The sequence below is a fragment of the Bryobacter aggregatus MPL3 genome (assembly GCF_000702445.1).
Lineage (GTDB): Bacteria > Acidobacteriota > Terriglobia > Bryobacterales > Bryobacteraceae > Bryobacter > Bryobacter aggregatus.
In genome coordinates, this window is the sequence record NZ_JNIF01000004.1 from 748,277 (window position 1) to 764,344 (window position 16,068).

Sequence of the window (16,068 nt, forward strand, 5' to 3'; positions counted from 1 at the left end):
TCCCTACTTCTTTCCTTTCGCCGCGGGAGCCTGGTAAGGCTCTGGCGCGACGACGGCGCCGGGCCTGGCCTTCTGGAGGCCTTCGACAATCACTCGATCCCCATCCTTTAAGCCCTGAAGAATGATGATCCTGTCGCCCACGCGCTCGGCCGTCACGACACTGCGAACCTGCACTTTGTTGTCGTTTGAAAGAGTCATCACCGATTGCGAACCTTGCAACTCCTGGAGGGCGCGCTGCGGCACGAGCAAGGCATTCTTACGATCGTCAGCACGCAGACGAATGCGGCCAAACTGACCGGGCAAGAGATTGTGCTTCGGGTTCGGGAAGGTGGCCTGTAACTCGAGAGTGCCGGTCTTGGGATCTACGGTGTTGACCGTGTTCTGAATCTTGCCAGGGTAAGGATGAATCGAGTTGTCGGCGAGCACCAACTCCAGCGGAAGCTTGTTCAACTGTTGCGTATTTCCCTGATTCTGATAGTTGAGATACTCTGCTTCGCTGATCTGAAAACGAACCCAGATCGGATCGAGTGGAACGATCGTCGTCAGCGGTTGTGTGGAGTTCCGCGATACCAGACCGCCAACCTGGATCAGGCTGTCGCCGATGCGGCCCGAGATCGGGGCATTGATCGTGCCATATTCGAGATTCAGCTCGGCCGCCCGCAGCGTTGCTTTGCTGGTCTCCACCTGCGCTTTGGCCGTGTCGGCCTGCGCGGTGGTGGTCAGTCGCATTTGCTCGACATTGGCCTGGCGGGCTTTCACATTCGCTTCGTTGGCTCGTTGCGAGGCAACGGCGTTATCCAGATCCTGCTGGGAGGCGGCCTTCTCTTTGACGAGAGGTTCCAAGCGGCGAACATCCTGTTCCGCTTTGACAAGGTTGGCCTGGGCCTGGGCGAGGTCAGCCTGGGCCTGGAGCAAAAGCACCTGCCGCTTGGTAAATTCCTGATTGGCTTCGCTTTGTGCCAATTCGCCTTTGGCCTTGTCGACTTCGGCGCGATACGGACGGATGTCGAGCAGATAGAGAGGTTGGCCCGCCCGGACATCGGAGCCCACCTGGAACAGGCGCCTCTCCACATAACCATCGACACGGCCCCGGACTTCTACCATGTCGCGGGCAAAGGTCTGCGCAGCGTAATCGTTATAGATCGGTACATCTTGGGCTGCAACAGTGATAAAGGAAACAGCGGCGGGAGGCATGGCCGGAGCCGCCTGGGCGCCGGTCGTTTTCGATTGGCAAGAGTTAAAGGTGAGGATTCCCGTCAGCGTCAGTGTGGCGACCGTTGCCGAACGGTAAATACGTGGATACATTGCAGTGATTCCCTTTGCAGTTGGAGGTCCAAATGCCTAAGCTAGTGTTTACTAGGGTTAGAGCAGAATCCAACTGAAAAGTTTCGTGAATATTTCGCGAATTCGCGACGGATTCATGAAGTCTTCTTGTATTGGTACTTGTTGATGCCCAGGTTGCGGATCCGCGATTCGAGCGTGGATGCTGGTACTCCCAGGCGCGCGGCCGCGCCATGGGCACCGGAGATTCTTCCTTGCGTGGCTTCAAGTGCTCTTAAGATCTCTTCGCGAGGATCTTGCAGTTCCGCCCCGGAGATCGTTTTGGGAAACGAAGCCGGGTCGAGTTGAAGAATGGGGCCATCGCTGAGAATGACCGCACGCTCCACCACATTCTGCAGTTCGCGGATGTTGCCGGGCCAGGAATAGTTCTGCATGGAGGCAATCGCCGATTTCTCGATCCGTTCGATATTCTTATGCATGCTCTTGGCGAAGCGGGAGGCAAAGTACTCGACCAGGGCGGGAATGTCGTCGCGGCGGTTGCGCAGTGCGGGCGCCTCCATCGGGAAGACGTTTAGCCGGTAGTAGAGATCTCCTCGAAACTGGCCTCCGGCCACCTCGCGCTCCAGATTGCGATTGGTGGCGGCAATGACCCGCACATCCGTGCGGCGTGTGATGTTGCCACCCACTCGCTCGTATTCCTTCTCCTGCAAGACGCGTAGCAATGCGACCTGCATGTCGGGCGCCAGTTCGCCGATCTCATCGAGGAAAATGGTGCCGCCGTCAGCCGTTTCAAAGCGTCCGATCCGTTGGTTGAGCGCACCGGTGAAGGCGCCCCTCTCATGGCCAAACAATTCGCTGGCGATCAGTTCGGCAGGCAGGGCGGCGCAATTCACCTTCACCAGGGCGCGGGAGGCCCGGGGAGAACGGCGGTGAATCGCACGGGCCAGCAATTCTTTGCCCGTACCGGTCTCGCCGCTGATCAGAACGGTCGAGTCAGTGGGAGCAACTCGATCAATGTCGCGGAGCACCTTCAGTAAGGCTGGGGAAGATCCGATGATCTCCTCATACATCGAGCGCTGCACGATCTCATCGCGCAGCAGAATGTTCTCCTGCTGGACCCGCTCTTTCAGCGATTGGATCATCTCGTAGGCCAGTGCATTCTTGACGGCCATCGTGATGACCTCGCCCGCATCTTCTACCAATTGGATCTCGTAGCGGCTGAACTCCCGCTTCTCGTCGAGATTGAAGTAAAGGGCGCCGAGCAGGTGATCCCGTTTCCAGAGTGGAAGACAAATGTAGCTCCGCACACCGAATTCATAGAAGAGCTCTTCCTCCACATAGAGCTTTTGCTGCTCGAGGTCGGAGCAAACATAGGGGCCGTGGTCGCGCGAGATGGCGCAAAGCCTCGATTCGTGCAACGGTAGACCCTTCTGAATGGTCGGGGCCACAACTTCTTCCGGCACCTTCTGATAACGGGAGATCAGGCCGCTGAGCGATTCGCCAGGAAGGCGAGGGAAGTCTTTGAGGGAAACCGAATGGAGACGGAGAAAGTCCTGATCGATCAAATCGACAGCGATGGCATTGAAACGGATGAGTGGGGAGAGTGATTGGGCGAGTGCATCCAGGACATGTCCCAGGTCGAGGTGCGCATTGGCTGCTTTGGAAATGTCGAGAAGCAACTGCGTCCGGAATCCAGAGGCCTCTGCGCAGTCGTCTGGAGGATAAGGGAATACCGGCACTTTCTTATGATCGCAAGAGAAAAGCTCTTGGTTATGCCACCCGGGACTTCTTCTTTGCCGCCGGAGCCTTCTTGAGGCTCTTCTGCAGGGCTTCAAGGATGTTGATGACGGGCGCCACCTTGGGGGAGGGCGTGGCAACCACTTTCTTCCCCTTGATCTTGCTTTGGATCAGGGCCTCTACCTTCTCGCGATAAGCATCGTGATATTGCGAGGGCTGGAAGCCACCCGATAAGGATTCCACCAGGCTTCGTGCGAGCTTCCGCTCTTTCTCTGAGACTAACTGCTGATCGCTCCGGAACTCCGCGTTCTCCCGAATCTCCTCGGTGTAAAACATGGTGTGCAGAATCAGACCCCGGCTCGCGGCACGAATCACCACCGGATGCTCACGGTTATGCATCGCCAGCCGAGCGATGCCGCTGTATCCGGTATCTTTCATGGCGAGGTAAAGAAGACTGTACGGCTTCTCACCTCCTTCAGCGGGCATTAAGTAATAAGAAGTATCAAGATACACCGGATCAATGGACTTGGCGTCGACAAACTCTAGGACTTCCATGACCTTTGCCGTCTGCGGAGCAACTTTGGCAAGTTCTTCCGGGTCAATAATGACGTACTTGTCCTTTTCGTACTCATAGCCCTTTACGATTTCATTGCGGGTGAGAGGCGCATCTTCATTTTTGCAATAAGAAACGTACTTGATGCGCGAGTGATCTGTTCGGTGAAGAAGATCGAAGTCAATGGTCCGCCGGCGGGCGGCTGTTGCGATTTCAACGGGAAATGACACAAGGCCAAATGTGAGATGTCCACTCCAAACAGAGCTTGCCATATTCTTTTGCCTATCAGACTAGCTCGACTGCGAAATGTTTCTCGCTCCAGCATGGGGGCGGCGCCAGATGCCAAGCAAGCTGCGTGAATATGCCTCGAAGCGCAATTTTAAGAAGACGGCCGAGCCGAAGCCGGGCCGCGTCGCCAAGAAGCGTGTGCTCCAGCCAGGAGAAGAATCGAAGTTCTTCATTCAGCGGCATGATGCGAGCCATCTGCACTACGACTTCCGTCTCCTGATCGATGGCACGCTGAAGAGCTGGGCGATTCCCAGGGGTCCGACTCTCGATCCTGCCGTCAAGCGTCTGGCGGTGGAAGTGGAAGACCATCCTCTGAGTTATGGGGACTTTGAAGGCACCATTCCAGAAGGGGAGTATGGCGGCGGGAGCGTCATGCTGTGGGATCGCGGCACCTTCGAGCTGCTTGGGGAACTTGATGCTCTTGCCCAATTGGAGAAGGGAGATTTGAAGTTTCGGATGCACGGCGAGAAGCTCAAAGGGGAGTTCGCTTTGGTGCGCACTCGCATGAGCGCCAAGAAGCCGCAATGGTTGTTGATCAAAAAGAAAGATGCGGAAGCGGCCAGTGGGTGGGATATCGAGAAGTACGCGGTTAGCGTCCGGTCGAGCCGGAAGCAGGAGGAGATCGCGCAAGGGAAGTCTGTCGGCGGAGGCTTGGGCCGCCGCGCTATGCCGACGTTTGAGAAGCCGATGTTGGCGACGCTCAGCGCAGAGCTTCCGGCTGAGACCGGCTGGGCCTATGAAGTGAAGTGGGATGGCGTCCGCGTCTTATGTGCCATCGATGGCGAGGAGGTGATCCTCACCTCACGGAATGGACTCTCCTACAGCGCTCAGTTTCCGGAGCTGCAAGTATTGTCGCAGTGCTTTGCCGGCCATCAGGTTGTGGTCGATGGCGAGATTGTCGCGCTGGACTTAGCGGGGAAACCTAGCTTCCAGGCACTACAGCCTCGGATTGGGTTGCGAGGGGCCAGAATGGGAACCTTGCCCAAGCTCCTCTTCGGCACCACAGATCCAGTGCATCTCTTCCTGTTTGATCTGTTGTTTCTCGACGGAAAGGATCTGCGGAATCGGCCTTTTGTAGAGCGCAAAGCGGCGCTCACCAAGATCTTTCATCCCGAGTTGACCGTTCATCTCTCCGAGCACTTTGTGACGGGGCGTGAGGAGATTCTGCGAGCGGCTCGCGAGAATGGGCTGGAAGGGGTGATTGCCAAGAAGCTCGACAGTCCCTACCAAGAGGGACGCTCACGCGATTGGCTCAAGGTGAAGTTTCATCTCCGCCAGGAATTTGCGATCTGCGGGTGGATTGAGGGAAAGCGGAAGATTGGCTCATTGGTGCTGGGAGTGCGGGAAGGGAAGGAGTGGGTTTGGTGCGGCAATGTCGGCGCTGGATTCTCCGAAGCTACCATTGGGCCGGTGCTCGAGCAGTTGGAACGTGCGGAACTGAAGCAGAGTGTCTTTAAGGCTTCCGATCTCCCAAGTGGCGCGCATTGGGTGCGTCCCGAACTGGTTGCCGAAGTGGAGTTCGCACAATGGACGGAGGAGGGGAAGCTTCGCTCGCCAGTCTTTCTCGGGATCCGGCCGGATCGAAGACCGGCCGATTGCAGAAGGGAGAAGCCTATCCTGTCTGCGAAGCGCGCCCGGGGCGATCTGAAACTCACGCACCTTGAGAAGATCTACTTTCCTGAGGATGGCATCACGAAGGGACAACTCCTCGACTACTATGATGCCGTGTCCGAGTATCTCTTGCCCTACCTGAAGGACAGGCCCCTCTCTCTCCGGCGCTATCCCAACGGGATTCACGGGCAGAGCTTCTTCCAGAAGAATCTGCCGGAGAATACGCCCAGTTGGCTGGAGACGGTTGTAATTGATAACAAGGACAGCGCTCGCGAGATCCGTTATGCGGTTGCGCAAGACCGGGACTCGCTGTTGTATCTGGTCAACCTGGGTTGTATCGATCACAATCCGTGGATGAGCCGGATTCAGAAACTCGATGAGCCGGACTTCCTCTTGATCGACTTGGACCCATACGAATCAGACTTTCCCCAAGTGGTCGAGGCTGCTCTCTGTATCCGGTTGATGCTGGACGAACTGAAGTTGAAATCGTGGGTGAAGACCAGCGGCGGACACGGGATGCACGTCGTGGTGCCCTTGTTGCCGGGACACAGCTATCCAGACGTCAGTGAATTTACCGGATTGCTTGCCGGGCAAGCTGTCGAGCGCTGGCCCACAATCTTTACCACCGAGCGCACGCTCAAGAAACGTCCCAAGCGGCATGTCTATTTCGATCATGTCCAGGTGGGCCGGGGGAAGACAATTGCTGCACCGTATTCCGTTCGGCCCTATCCGGGTGCTCCTGTGGGAACGCCGCTTGCCTGGGACGAGGTGAGAAAATCCCTCAAACCCAGTAACTTCCACATGGGGAATATTCTCAAGCGGCTCGGAAAAATCGGTGATCTCTATCACGGGGTTCTGGGACGAGGCCAGAGACTGCCGCTCCTTTAATGCTTCTCAGAGCCTTCCATCTGGGCGACGCCCCGCTTGGACTCGCTCAAGGGAGAATCACCAAGACTCAGCTTGGCGCCGGTCTTGATCAAGGAGGTTTCGCTTGGTCCCTGATAGAACGCGTATCCCTTGCGGGTGGACTTCCAGGCGAGCGGACCAGCAACCTTCTTGCCCGCCTTCAGCGTGGCCTCGCGAATGGTGTCCACCATTGCTTCGTACTTTGCATCCCCCTGTTTGAGGCCAGAGAAACTGCTGAGATCGGAGCTGGCCACAAAGACAACATCGACGCCTGGAATCGAGGCGATCTCTGTCGCGATTTTGACGCCGGCGGGCGATTCAATCATCGCGACGATCATAAGATTTTGATTGGCGATGGCGCGATAGTCGTCGCCCCACAGTGCGCCATACTGTCCGCCGCCCTGGCTACGCTTGCCGATTGGCGGATAGTTGGCAAACTTGATGGCATTTTTGACCTTCTCCACGTCTTCTACCATCGGAATGATGATGCCCACTGCGCCAATGTCCATCGCCTTCTGGATATCGCCTTCGGTCGCGTCGGGGACGCGGATGAACGGCATGGCCGGCGCTCCCTTGCAGGCCATGATCATGTGGGCGACATCCTGATAGGTCATGGGGCTGTGCTGCATTTCAATCCAAAGGAAGTCGTACCCGGAGTGCGCCATCGCGCAATAGGTATCGGGATCGGGAATCTGGACGGTGCCACCGACCACTTGTTTCCCGGCGGCGAGCTTCGACTTTACGGTGTTGAAGATGCGGCCAGGCTGCTGGGCGGGGGCAAGAGCGATGCTTCCAAGTACGAGGAGAAGGCTGAGGGAGCGTGTCATCGCAGGCGATCTTATCAGTTTCTGGAACAGAGTGTGCTCCACGCACTCTAATGCCTGACACATGCCTACCAAGTTAAAAACACAAGAGAGCCCGCTCGTGGAAGTTGCCGCTGCGGTCGTGACGAAGAAAAAGCGTTTGCCTCGCCTGGAGAAGAAACGCAACCAGAAATCAGCGGCAGCCCGGGCCGCAAAGGCAGGAACTGCGTAGCCTTATCGTTTGACGAGACCGCGGAAGCTGACTAGAAACTCCAGTTGATTTGGAGATCTCCCTTCCTTCGTCCATCTTGTATAGCGGAACATCGGTTCGGCAATGAGCCGGGAATACTGGAGCTTCAGTCCTGCGCCCACCGTCGCACCGAAATGCGAATTTGTGTCTGGTGCTCCACGGAACACGCGCCGACTGGGATCTGGGCCAACGACAAATCGCGAAGCGGTGTTGGATTCCGGAATTATGAAGGGGTTGGAGGTGGGGATTGCCATGGCGCGGTTGCCCGAGGGAGAGCCGGTAAGGCAATTCGCTCCGGTCGTGATTCCGGCAGAGATCTGTTGCGCTGCTAGGGTCGATGAGAATAAGAGGGGTAGGAAACCGAAATAGCAGAAACGCATGATCTTCCTGACCCTACCATGAGGACTGGCCGCCACGGTCCTGGCAACCTCGATTAAGATAGTCGAGTGAATCGACGTCTCTTTTTAGCTTCCACCGGCGCTGCGCTCGCCGCTCCCAACGATCGAATCAACATGGGTTTCATCGGACTCGGGGGGATGGGCACCAGCCGTCTGAATGGCTTTCTCAAGCATCCTGATGTGAACGTGGTCGCTGTTTGCGATCTCGATACGCTTCGCCTTGAAAAGGCCGCTGCTGTGGTCCGGACGGCGCGTGGCTCGGCTCCCGACACCGTGAAGGAGTTCCGGCGGCTCCTGGACCGCAAAGATATTGATGCTGTCTGTATTGCCACTCCCGATCATTGGCATGCCCTCCCCACCGTGCAGGCGTGCCAGGCCGGGAAAGATGTGTTTGTGGAGAAGCCACTCAGTTTCTCGATTGGCGAGGGCCGCGCCATGGTGAAGGCTGCGCGCAAATACAATCGCGTCACCCAGATGGGCAATCACATCCACAATGACCTGCCGAACTATCGCCGTGTCGTGGAACTGGTGCGTTCCGGGTTGATCGGCAAAGTTGAGCATGTGAACATCTGGAGAACATCCGAGACTAAGGGTCTTGGAACTCCTCCTGACTCGCAAGCTCCTGCGACCTTAGACTATGAGACCTGGCTCGGCCCCGCGCCCAAGCGTCCTTATAATCCAAACCGTTCCCATTTCAACTATCGCTACTTCTGGGATTATTCTGGCGGCATGTTTATCGACTTCTGGTGCCACATCACCGACGTTGCTTATTGGGCGCTGGATCTCCAGGCTCCCAAGAGCGTAGTGGCCACGGGACGCCGCGAACTCACCGATGACAATGGCGAAACGCCCAACCACATGGACCTGATCTATGAGTATCCGGGGCTCAATCTCACCTGGTCGCTCAGTCCTTTCGCGCCTGCGGGCTTTGAGAACCGCGGAATTGGTTGTGTGTTCCAAGGCAGCGCCGGCAGTCTCTTTGTCGATTACGGCTCGCATGAACTGTATGTCAAAGGGAAGCAGGTGACAGACTTCAAGCGTCCGGAGCCGAGCATTCCCGATTCTCCCGGGCACTTGCGCGAGTTTCTCGATTCGACGAAATCCCGCAAGCTGACCACCTGCGATGTTGATTACGGACATCGATTGACCAAGGCTGGCCTGCTGGGAAATATCGCCTACCGGACAGGCCGCCGCATTGTCTGGGATGATGCGAACGAAACAATTGTCGGCGACTCCAAAGCGAACCAGATGGTGACGCGGCATTACCGCAAACCCTGGAAGCTCAGCTAGAACCGACTGGATTGCGAAATCAAAAGACCGGAGCCCATGAGGCCTCCGGTTTTTTTCTTTTACAGTGCTGTGACAGAAAGGACATTCAGTTGAAATCGGAAATTCATACTGGTGTGGTCTTCTGAGTTCGTAGCAGCCGAAAGACTTTGTTGTGCGGCTGCAGATTCGGAGGATTTGTGCGCACGTTTGCGAGATTGCTGTTGATGGTGCTAGCCATGATGAGTGTGGCCCTGGCACAGAATAATGGTCGCTTTACTGGAACGGTGGTCGACGTTTCCGGAGGCTTGATTCCGGGTGCGACGGTGAAGGTTCGGAATGAGAAAAACGGAGCCGAGCGGAGCGCCACCACGAATGAAAAAGGGCTCTTTTTTATTACTAATTTGAGCTCATCCAGTTATATTGTGACTGCGAGCAGTCCCGGCATGGCCGAAACCGTCTATAAAGACGTCAACCTCACCCTCGACCAGGAACGCACGCTGAATATTGTCATGAAGCCGGTCTCGGTTTCGACGGAAGTCACTGTTTCCGGTGGGGAACTGGCCGTGATCGACACGAGTTCCGCGACGGTCGGCGCGAATGTCAACGCACGTGAAGTGGCTGAGATGCCAATCAACGGCCGTCAGATCTCACAACTTTATCTGTTGGCTCCTGGTGCGCAGACGGCGGGTGGTGGCACCTATGACAACATCCGTTTCTCAGGCCGCGCGAACCAGCAAAATGCCGTTCGCTTCGATGGTGTCGAGGCGTCTTCGATCGTAGATGCTTCGCCAGGCAATCTGAATGGCCAGACCTCTTCGAGCTTCCGCTTGCAGGCAAGCCTCGAGACGGTGCAGGAGTTCCGGGTGGAGTCCAGTAACTATCCGGCTGAGTATGGCACCGGCACCGGCGGACAGATCAGTATCATCACCAAGTCGGGTGGCAACCAGCTCCATGGCAGCGTTTTTGAATACCTCCGTAACGATGCCTTGGACGCGCGGAACTTCTTCGATGGCACGGATAAGTCTCCTCTGCGCCTGAACCAGTTTGGCGCCTCGCTCGGTGGCGCGATCCTCAAGGACAAGCTCTTTGCTTTCGGTCACTATGAAGGGCTTCGCCAGCGCGCGGGCTTTCCGCTTGTCGGGCAGACTCCTAGCCTGGCGGTGCGCAATCTTCCGGTCTGTGGCGCGAGCGTCACCGGGCGCTGCGTCGATGCAGCGATTAAGCCTCTCTTTGGCGCCTTTCCGATCGGCAATCGCGGCCCCACTTCCAATCCGGATTTCGATCTTGCGCAGTTGGACGGACGAGCGGTTGTCAACGAAAATTCAGGCAGCTTGCGCCTCGACTATCGCCAGAGCGACAAGAACTCCTTCTATGTCCGCTGGTTCCGCGATGACGGTACCTCTACTTCTCCCTTTGACGTCTCTGGCAGCGCCTTCGAGCAGAAGGCCGTGGCCCAGAATGGTGTGCTCCAATGGCAGCGGATCATTTCGCCCAACCTCATCAATGAGGCGAAGATCGGATACAACGGCCCCAAGACCCGTACCAACGGCGTTGCGCCCACGGTGCCTGGAGTTGACCTCTCTGGCGTCACACTGAACATTACCGGCGCTACGGTGCTGGTTGGGATCGGTGGTCAGGGCGCGAGTGCGGGTGTCTCCATTCCCAGCGGACAGGTTCGCGCCAATAGCTCGACGAATGGCCGTGGCCAGCCTTATACGAATTACTCTCTCAGCTATGTCGATAGCCTGAGCTGGATCAAGGGTTCCCACAATATCAAGATGGGCGGCGAGTTCCGCCAGGTCCGGATGTACACCGACCGTCTGGGCGGCGTGAGTTATGCCTTCAGTAATCTCAACGCGTTTCTTGCGAATACACCAACCATCAGCATCAACGGCGATCTCAGCGCACCGAGTCCGTTCAACAATGGCGCGACCGGCAACCGCCTGGCTAAGACCGAGATGTTCAGCACCTACATTCAGGACGAATACAAGATGCGTCCGAACCTGACGATCAACTACGGCCTGCGCTACGAATACTACACGCCCATGCGGGAGGATCGGAATCTGGTGGTGCTCTACAACATCGTCACCGGCAAGCTGGATGCTCCTGGCAGCCGGCCCTTCTATGAGACCTCGAAGCTTGGCTTTGGCCCTCGTCTCGGCATCAGTTGGTCGCCTACTGCGCTGCAGGGGAAAACGGTCTTCCGTGTCGGCGGTGGTTATTATTATGGTCCCGGTCAGGGCGAGGATCTCATTCAGCCGATCGAGAGCGATCGCGTGAGCACCACGGCCAGCGGAAAGTATCCGATCGACGCACTGAGTGTCATCAAGAACTTCAACGTCAATACTGCGACCGGCATCGGGGTTCGCGCTTATGCCCCCGGCTATCGCATTCCGGAGAAGGTTCTTTCTTATACCGCTTCGATGCAGCATGCTCTGCCGGGCGGCGTCATTCTCCAATTGGCTTATGTCGGAAGCCAGGGGCGCAATCTGTTCCTGCGCAGCATCGCGAACAAGGTGACCGGCTTTACGATGAATCCGACGACCGGTGTGGCTAGCGCCGTCCGGCAGTTCGGTTCGCAGTTTGGGGAAATCGACTATAAGACGACTGGTGGCACCGATCATTACGATTCGCTTCAGACCTCCGTCAACCGGCGCTATTCCCATGGCTTCACGCTGGGCGCGCAGTGGACTTACGGTCATAGCATCGGCAACACGGGCGGTTCCAATGAAGCGAACACTGCTTCCAACAACTACAGCTTTGCCGCAGATCGCGGGAATAACGCCTTCGACGTACGGCATAGCATGAACATCTCGGCGATGTATGAACTGCCTTTTGGCAAAGGACGCCGTTATGCTTCGAGCTTGGGCCGCACGGCTGACCTGATTGCGGGTGGCTGGCAGTTGGGCGGCATCGTGAATGCGCGCACAGGGCTCCCGCTCGACATTCGCATCACGCGCCCCGATATTGTTTATCGGGACACTCGGAACAACACGATTGTGAACTCTCCGATTGTTCTTGGAGATGGCACGATTGCGACTGTGCCGGTGATCAACGTGCCCGGTGGCGGTAACTCACGTGACGTTCGCTTTCCGGATGTCGTTGCCGGTGTGAACCCTTTCCTGACGGGCGGCGACAAGCGGATGATGATCAATCCGGCAGCGTTCACCACTCCGGCTCCTGGTACCTTCGGGAACCTTGGTCGAGGGGCGCTGCATGGTCCTGGACTTTCGCAGTTTGACTTGACGCTGCACAAGAAGTTCACGATTACAGAGCGCATCAACACCGAGTTCCGCTTTGAGGCCTATAACCTGTTCAACCGGGCCAATTTTGCCAATCCGGTGGTGCGTCTCAACAACGTACTCGGAACTGGAACCAATCAGTTGCAACCGGGCCAGGCGTATAACGCGACAACCGGCGGTAGCTTTGGAAGCGCTCTCCAGACTGTAGAGTCTGCTGTTGGGCTGGGCGCGCAGCGTCAGATCCAGTTGTCTTTACGGCTGAGCTTCTAAGCGGAAACGCTCTCGATTCCTAACTTCCAAAGGGCTGCCCGCAAGGCGGCCCTTTGGTGTTTTGACCCGCATCTTTGCGCGCAGGGTCATGATTCGTCGGGAGCCTCGTTGCAATGGACATCCAGGCTGTTACAGGGGCATTTGGGCCCCACAATACCCAAGAGACCTGAGTGATGAAATGTGGCCTGGCGTTGTGTTCGGGATGGCCTACGAGGCGGACACGGTAGCGATCTGCAGACGTGGAGTCCGCTACTTGCGTGTTTTGGCGTTTGGCCAAACGGAATATTCGACGCTCTCGGCGAGGGTGGGGCCATTCGCAACCAGTTTCAGCGGCGTTTGCTGTTTGGATTCAAGGTGAAAGCACGGGATTCCTGTGGATTTTGACAGGATGACTTCTGTGGGCTGCGGAACCGGAAGGTCCTCCATGGGCTGTGCGAGCCGCTCCGTGGCAACTTCCAGAAAAAACTCTGGCGTAATCGACCACACAGGCTGCCCCACCACCTCATGAAACTGGCGGCGCAAGTCTGGACGGATCAAGATCTCTTTGCCGTGGGAACGCCAGATCCAGTCTCTCTTGTCATCGGTGGTGACAAGGATCACGGCGCGCTTGGCTTCTCTACCGTGACTCAGAATCTCTTGCCAAACAATGTGGTCCGTACGCTCGCCCTCATTTTTAAGAGGAATGAACTCGAGTTCTTCCTCGGAGAGTGGGGGACCAATGCGCCCTTCGATGAGTTCATGAACGGCATTCAGAACCGGATCGTCGCTGAAGGTTGCATCATGTTGTTGGGCTCCAAGAACAACTGTTTCGCGGAGAGCAATCAGTTGATTCTGAAATGCAGCGAGTAAGTCGGATTTTTCCGTAGAAGAGTGTTGCTTGTGAGTGAGAATTTCCTCAATTGCATTCTTCACCTCCACTAATTTTTCATCCAGAGTGCGGATTGCCTGATCTCCCAGCGCCTGGAGTTCTGCAATGACATCCACTCGATTGCGGTGAAAATCTAAAGCAACTTGATACGGAATAAAAAGATTGTGTCGAAGCTGCTTGAGAACAGAAATAAATTCATCGCGAACCGAGCGTGAATAACGGTAAAACTCCAACAGAGCATTTGAATCGAAGACATATAACGGCGAGCTCAGAGCAACCATCTCGTCCGCCGTGAGCGGACAATATTCGCGAAACTCATCGAGTAACGGGTTCATGATGAATTGTGCCAATAGATGACGACAAGGAGACTACCCAACGCGTGGTGATCGATTCAGTGCTGGAGAGAGATTTGAACAAGTGTGAAATATTTCACACGGAATCTATATATATCACTAATGATAGGTATGACACAACCATTGCCGCGCTGGATCATTGTTGTGGCAGCGCGAATGCAACATATTTTGAGCCGGACGGTGCTCCGCTCTTTCCTCCCCCACAGGCAATGACCAGATACTGCCGCCCTTGCCATTCATAGACTTCAGGCGTTGCGTTTCCTGAAGCGGGAAGCGCAGACTGCCAAAGCAATTTGCCATTGCGTTTGTCAAAGGCTCGGATCTTCTGATCGAAATTGGTAGCGGCGATAAACACTAATCCACTCGCCGTCACAATGGGACCGCCATAGTTCTCGCTTCCGGTGTTGGGTTGATTGAGTTTGGGGTGCTCGCCCAGTGGAACTTGCCACGCGATGGTTCCTTTGTTGAGGTCGATGGCGCTGAGCGTTCCCCAAGGGGGTTGGATAGCGGGATAACCTTCGGAGTCGAGGAACTTGTTATAGCCATCGGTAGTATATGGAAGCTGCGGGTTGAGGCTCCGGTCGGTGCTTGCGATGGCTTCATTGGCACCTGTGGCGATATAGTTTGTGAGGGCTCGCAGTTCAATGGCGGTTAGTTTTGAAAAGGCTGGCATGCGGCCGGCTCCTTCACGAATGATGCGGCGGATGTCATCGGTTGGGAGTTTGGTGGCGATCCCGATGAGGCTTGGGAATTCGGGAGGCGTTCCGGCGAGGTCGGGCCGATGGCAACTGGCACAATTGCGGTCATAGAGCGCCTTTGCATCGGCACTGGAATTGACTCTCGGCACGATACGGAGTATCCAGGCCATCTCGTTCGCATTGACATAAAACAAACCCGTTTTGGGGTCGAATGCCTGGCCTCCCCATTCGGCTCCACCATCAAAGCCAGGGAATACAAAGGTTCCTTCCGTAGAGGGCGGGGTGAATTGCGGGCCAGTCTTCAGCTTCCGGAAGCGTGCGAGCGCGGCCTGGTGTGCTTCCGGGGTCCGGGTGGTGAGAATCTCTTCGGTCACCTGCTGGCGTGCGAAAGGCGGTGGTTTCAGCGGGAGCACCTGCTTGGTGGCGAGTTTTTCGCCAGGGATGGCGGAGGCTTCCACCTCGACTTCCTTCAGATCGAAAAGCGGCTTGCCGGAGTCGCGATCAAACACAAAAACGAAGCCGGATTTTGTGGCCTGGGCGACTGCTTCCACCTTGCGTCCATTCCGCTTGACTGTCACCAGCACAGGGGCCGTGGGGAGGTCGCGGTCCCAGACGTCGTGCTTGACAAATTGGAAGTGCCACTTTAATTTTCCGGAGCTAGCATCTAGAGCTAAAAGACAATTTGCGTACAGGTTGTCGCCCACACGATTTGCGCCATAAAAGTCGAAACTCGCGCTTCCCGTCGGAACAAAGACCGTTCCGCGTGCCGCATCGAGTGTCATTCCGGACCAGTTGTTTGCGCCGCCAGTCCATTCGTGAGCACCTGCCGGCCAAGTCTCCGCGCCCGGTTCGCCAGGCTGGGGGATGGTGTGAAAGGTCCAGCGAAGAGCGCCGGTATGAACGTCGTAGGCCCGGATGAAACCGGGAGCCGCAGGCAGGTCTTCACTCACGATACTGCCGAGGATCAGTAAATCCTTGTAGATGGCCCCAGGACTGGTGTTCGATACGGAGAGCGTCGCGGCGGGCCTGCCCAGACCCTCACGCAGATCGATCTTTCCGCCCGCTCCAAAACTGGGCACCGGCTTGCCTGTCGCTCCGTCAATGGCATAGAGATGCTGCCGGATGCTGTAGAAGATCCGTGTGGTGGTGCCTGATTCGTACAGTGTGACGCCGCGATTGCGGAACTTGGTGGCTCGCTGGTTGGCTGGATTCGGATCAAAGGCCCAACGCTGCTGGCCGCTGGCCGCATCGAGGGCAAGGAGCCGCCCTTTCGGGCTGGTGACATAGAGGATGCCTTTTGAGAACACGGGGCGGCACTGCATCTCGGAGCCTTGGAATGCATCGTTTGTATCAAATTCCCAGGCTTTGGCAAGCTTCGCGACATTCGCTGGCGTAATTTGTTTGAGCGGGGAGTATTGCGGCTCTGCGGCGAGCAGGGAAAGGCTCAGGAGAAGAAGGGACGGAAAACGCATTCCTAGCAAGCATATCCGGGTGCAAGGCGATTGTGGGTAAGAAAAGAGGCAGCTCTCTGCGGTGGGAGC

Annotated in this window: 10 protein-coding genes; 4 read left to right on the plus strand and 6 right to left on the minus strand. The window is 56.5% G+C overall.

Translation table 11 applies throughout. The annotated features are described in order from the left end of the window. Nucleotides 1–3 precede the first annotated feature (3 nt). From M017_RS0122880 to ku, 3 genes are all read right to left on the minus strand, one after another. Nucleotides 4–1,305, minus strand: a complete 1,302-nt coding sequence (locus M017_RS0122880; RefSeq protein WP_080508108.1) for an efflux RND transporter periplasmic adaptor subunit — start codon at nt 1,303–1,305, stop codon at nt 4–6. A 113-nt stretch (nt 1,306–1,418) separates the two neighbouring features. Continuing rightward, complete coding sequence (locus M017_RS28910) at nt 1,419–2,960, minus strand: sigma 54-interacting transcriptional regulator (protein WP_162180021.1); 1,542 nt, start codon at nt 2,958–2,960, stop codon at nt 1,419–1,421. Nucleotides 2,961–3,051: 91 nt separating this feature from the next. Next, nucleotides 3,052–3,843: a non-homologous end joining protein Ku gene (gene ku / locus M017_RS0122890; protein ID WP_031500565.1), complete on the minus strand. Its 792-nt coding sequence runs from the start codon at nt 3,841–3,843 to the stop codon at nt 3,052–3,054. Between the two features lie 67 nt (nt 3,844–3,910). Here ku and ligD point away from each other — a divergent pair, with 67 nt between their 5' ends. Then, nucleotides 3,911–6,358 carry a DNA ligase D gene (gene ligD / locus M017_RS0122895; RefSeq protein WP_031500566.1) on the plus strand — a complete coding sequence of 816 codons (2,448 nt, stop codon included), beginning with the start codon at nt 3,911–3,913 and terminating at the stop codon, nt 6,356–6,358. On the opposite strand, the gene M017_RS0122900 is transcribed toward ligD, so the two are convergent. Further along, the gene (locus tag M017_RS0122900; protein ID WP_031500567.1) at nt 6,355–7,203 is read right to left on the minus strand and encodes an HpcH/HpaI aldolase family protein; all 849 of its coding nucleotides are present in this window, start codon (nt 7,201–7,203) and stop codon (nt 6,355–6,357) included. The genes ligD and M017_RS0122900 overlap by 4 nt on opposite strands. 61 nt (nt 7,204–7,264) lie before the next feature. Here M017_RS0122900 and M017_RS29520 point away from each other — a divergent pair, with 61 nt between their 5' ends. From M017_RS29520 to M017_RS0122920, 3 genes are all read left to right on the plus strand, one after another. After that, entirely contained in the window at nt 7,265–7,411 is a 147-nt protein-coding gene (locus tag M017_RS29520; protein WP_155121578.1) for a hypothetical protein, read from the plus strand. Nucleotides 7,412–7,875: 464 nt separating this feature from the next. Beyond that, entirely contained in the window at nt 7,876–9,117 is a 1,242-nt protein-coding gene (locus M017_RS0122915) for a Gfo/Idh/MocA family protein (protein WP_031500569.1), read from the plus strand. 176 nt (nt 9,118–9,293) lie between these two features. After that, nucleotides 9,294–12,608, plus strand: a complete 3,315-nt coding sequence (locus tag M017_RS0122920) for a TonB-dependent receptor (protein WP_202901711.1) — start codon at nt 9,294–9,296, stop codon at nt 12,606–12,608. A 249-nt stretch (nt 12,609–12,857) separates the two neighbouring features. Here the strand turns inward: M017_RS0122920 and M017_RS0122925 are convergent, their stop codons facing one another. Together M017_RS0122925 and M017_RS0122930 are read right to left on the minus strand one after the other, a co-directional pair. After that, entirely contained in the window at nt 12,858–13,811 is a 954-nt protein-coding gene (locus tag M017_RS0122925) for a PIN-like domain-containing protein (protein ID WP_031500571.1), read from the minus strand. Nucleotides 13,812–13,965: 154 nt separating this feature from the next. Then, nucleotides 13,966–15,999: an outer membrane protein assembly factor BamB family protein gene (locus tag M017_RS0122930; protein WP_035958792.1), complete on the minus strand. Its 2,034-nt coding sequence runs from the start codon at nt 15,997–15,999 to the stop codon at nt 13,966–13,968. Nucleotides 16,000–16,068: the final 69 nt, after the last annotated feature.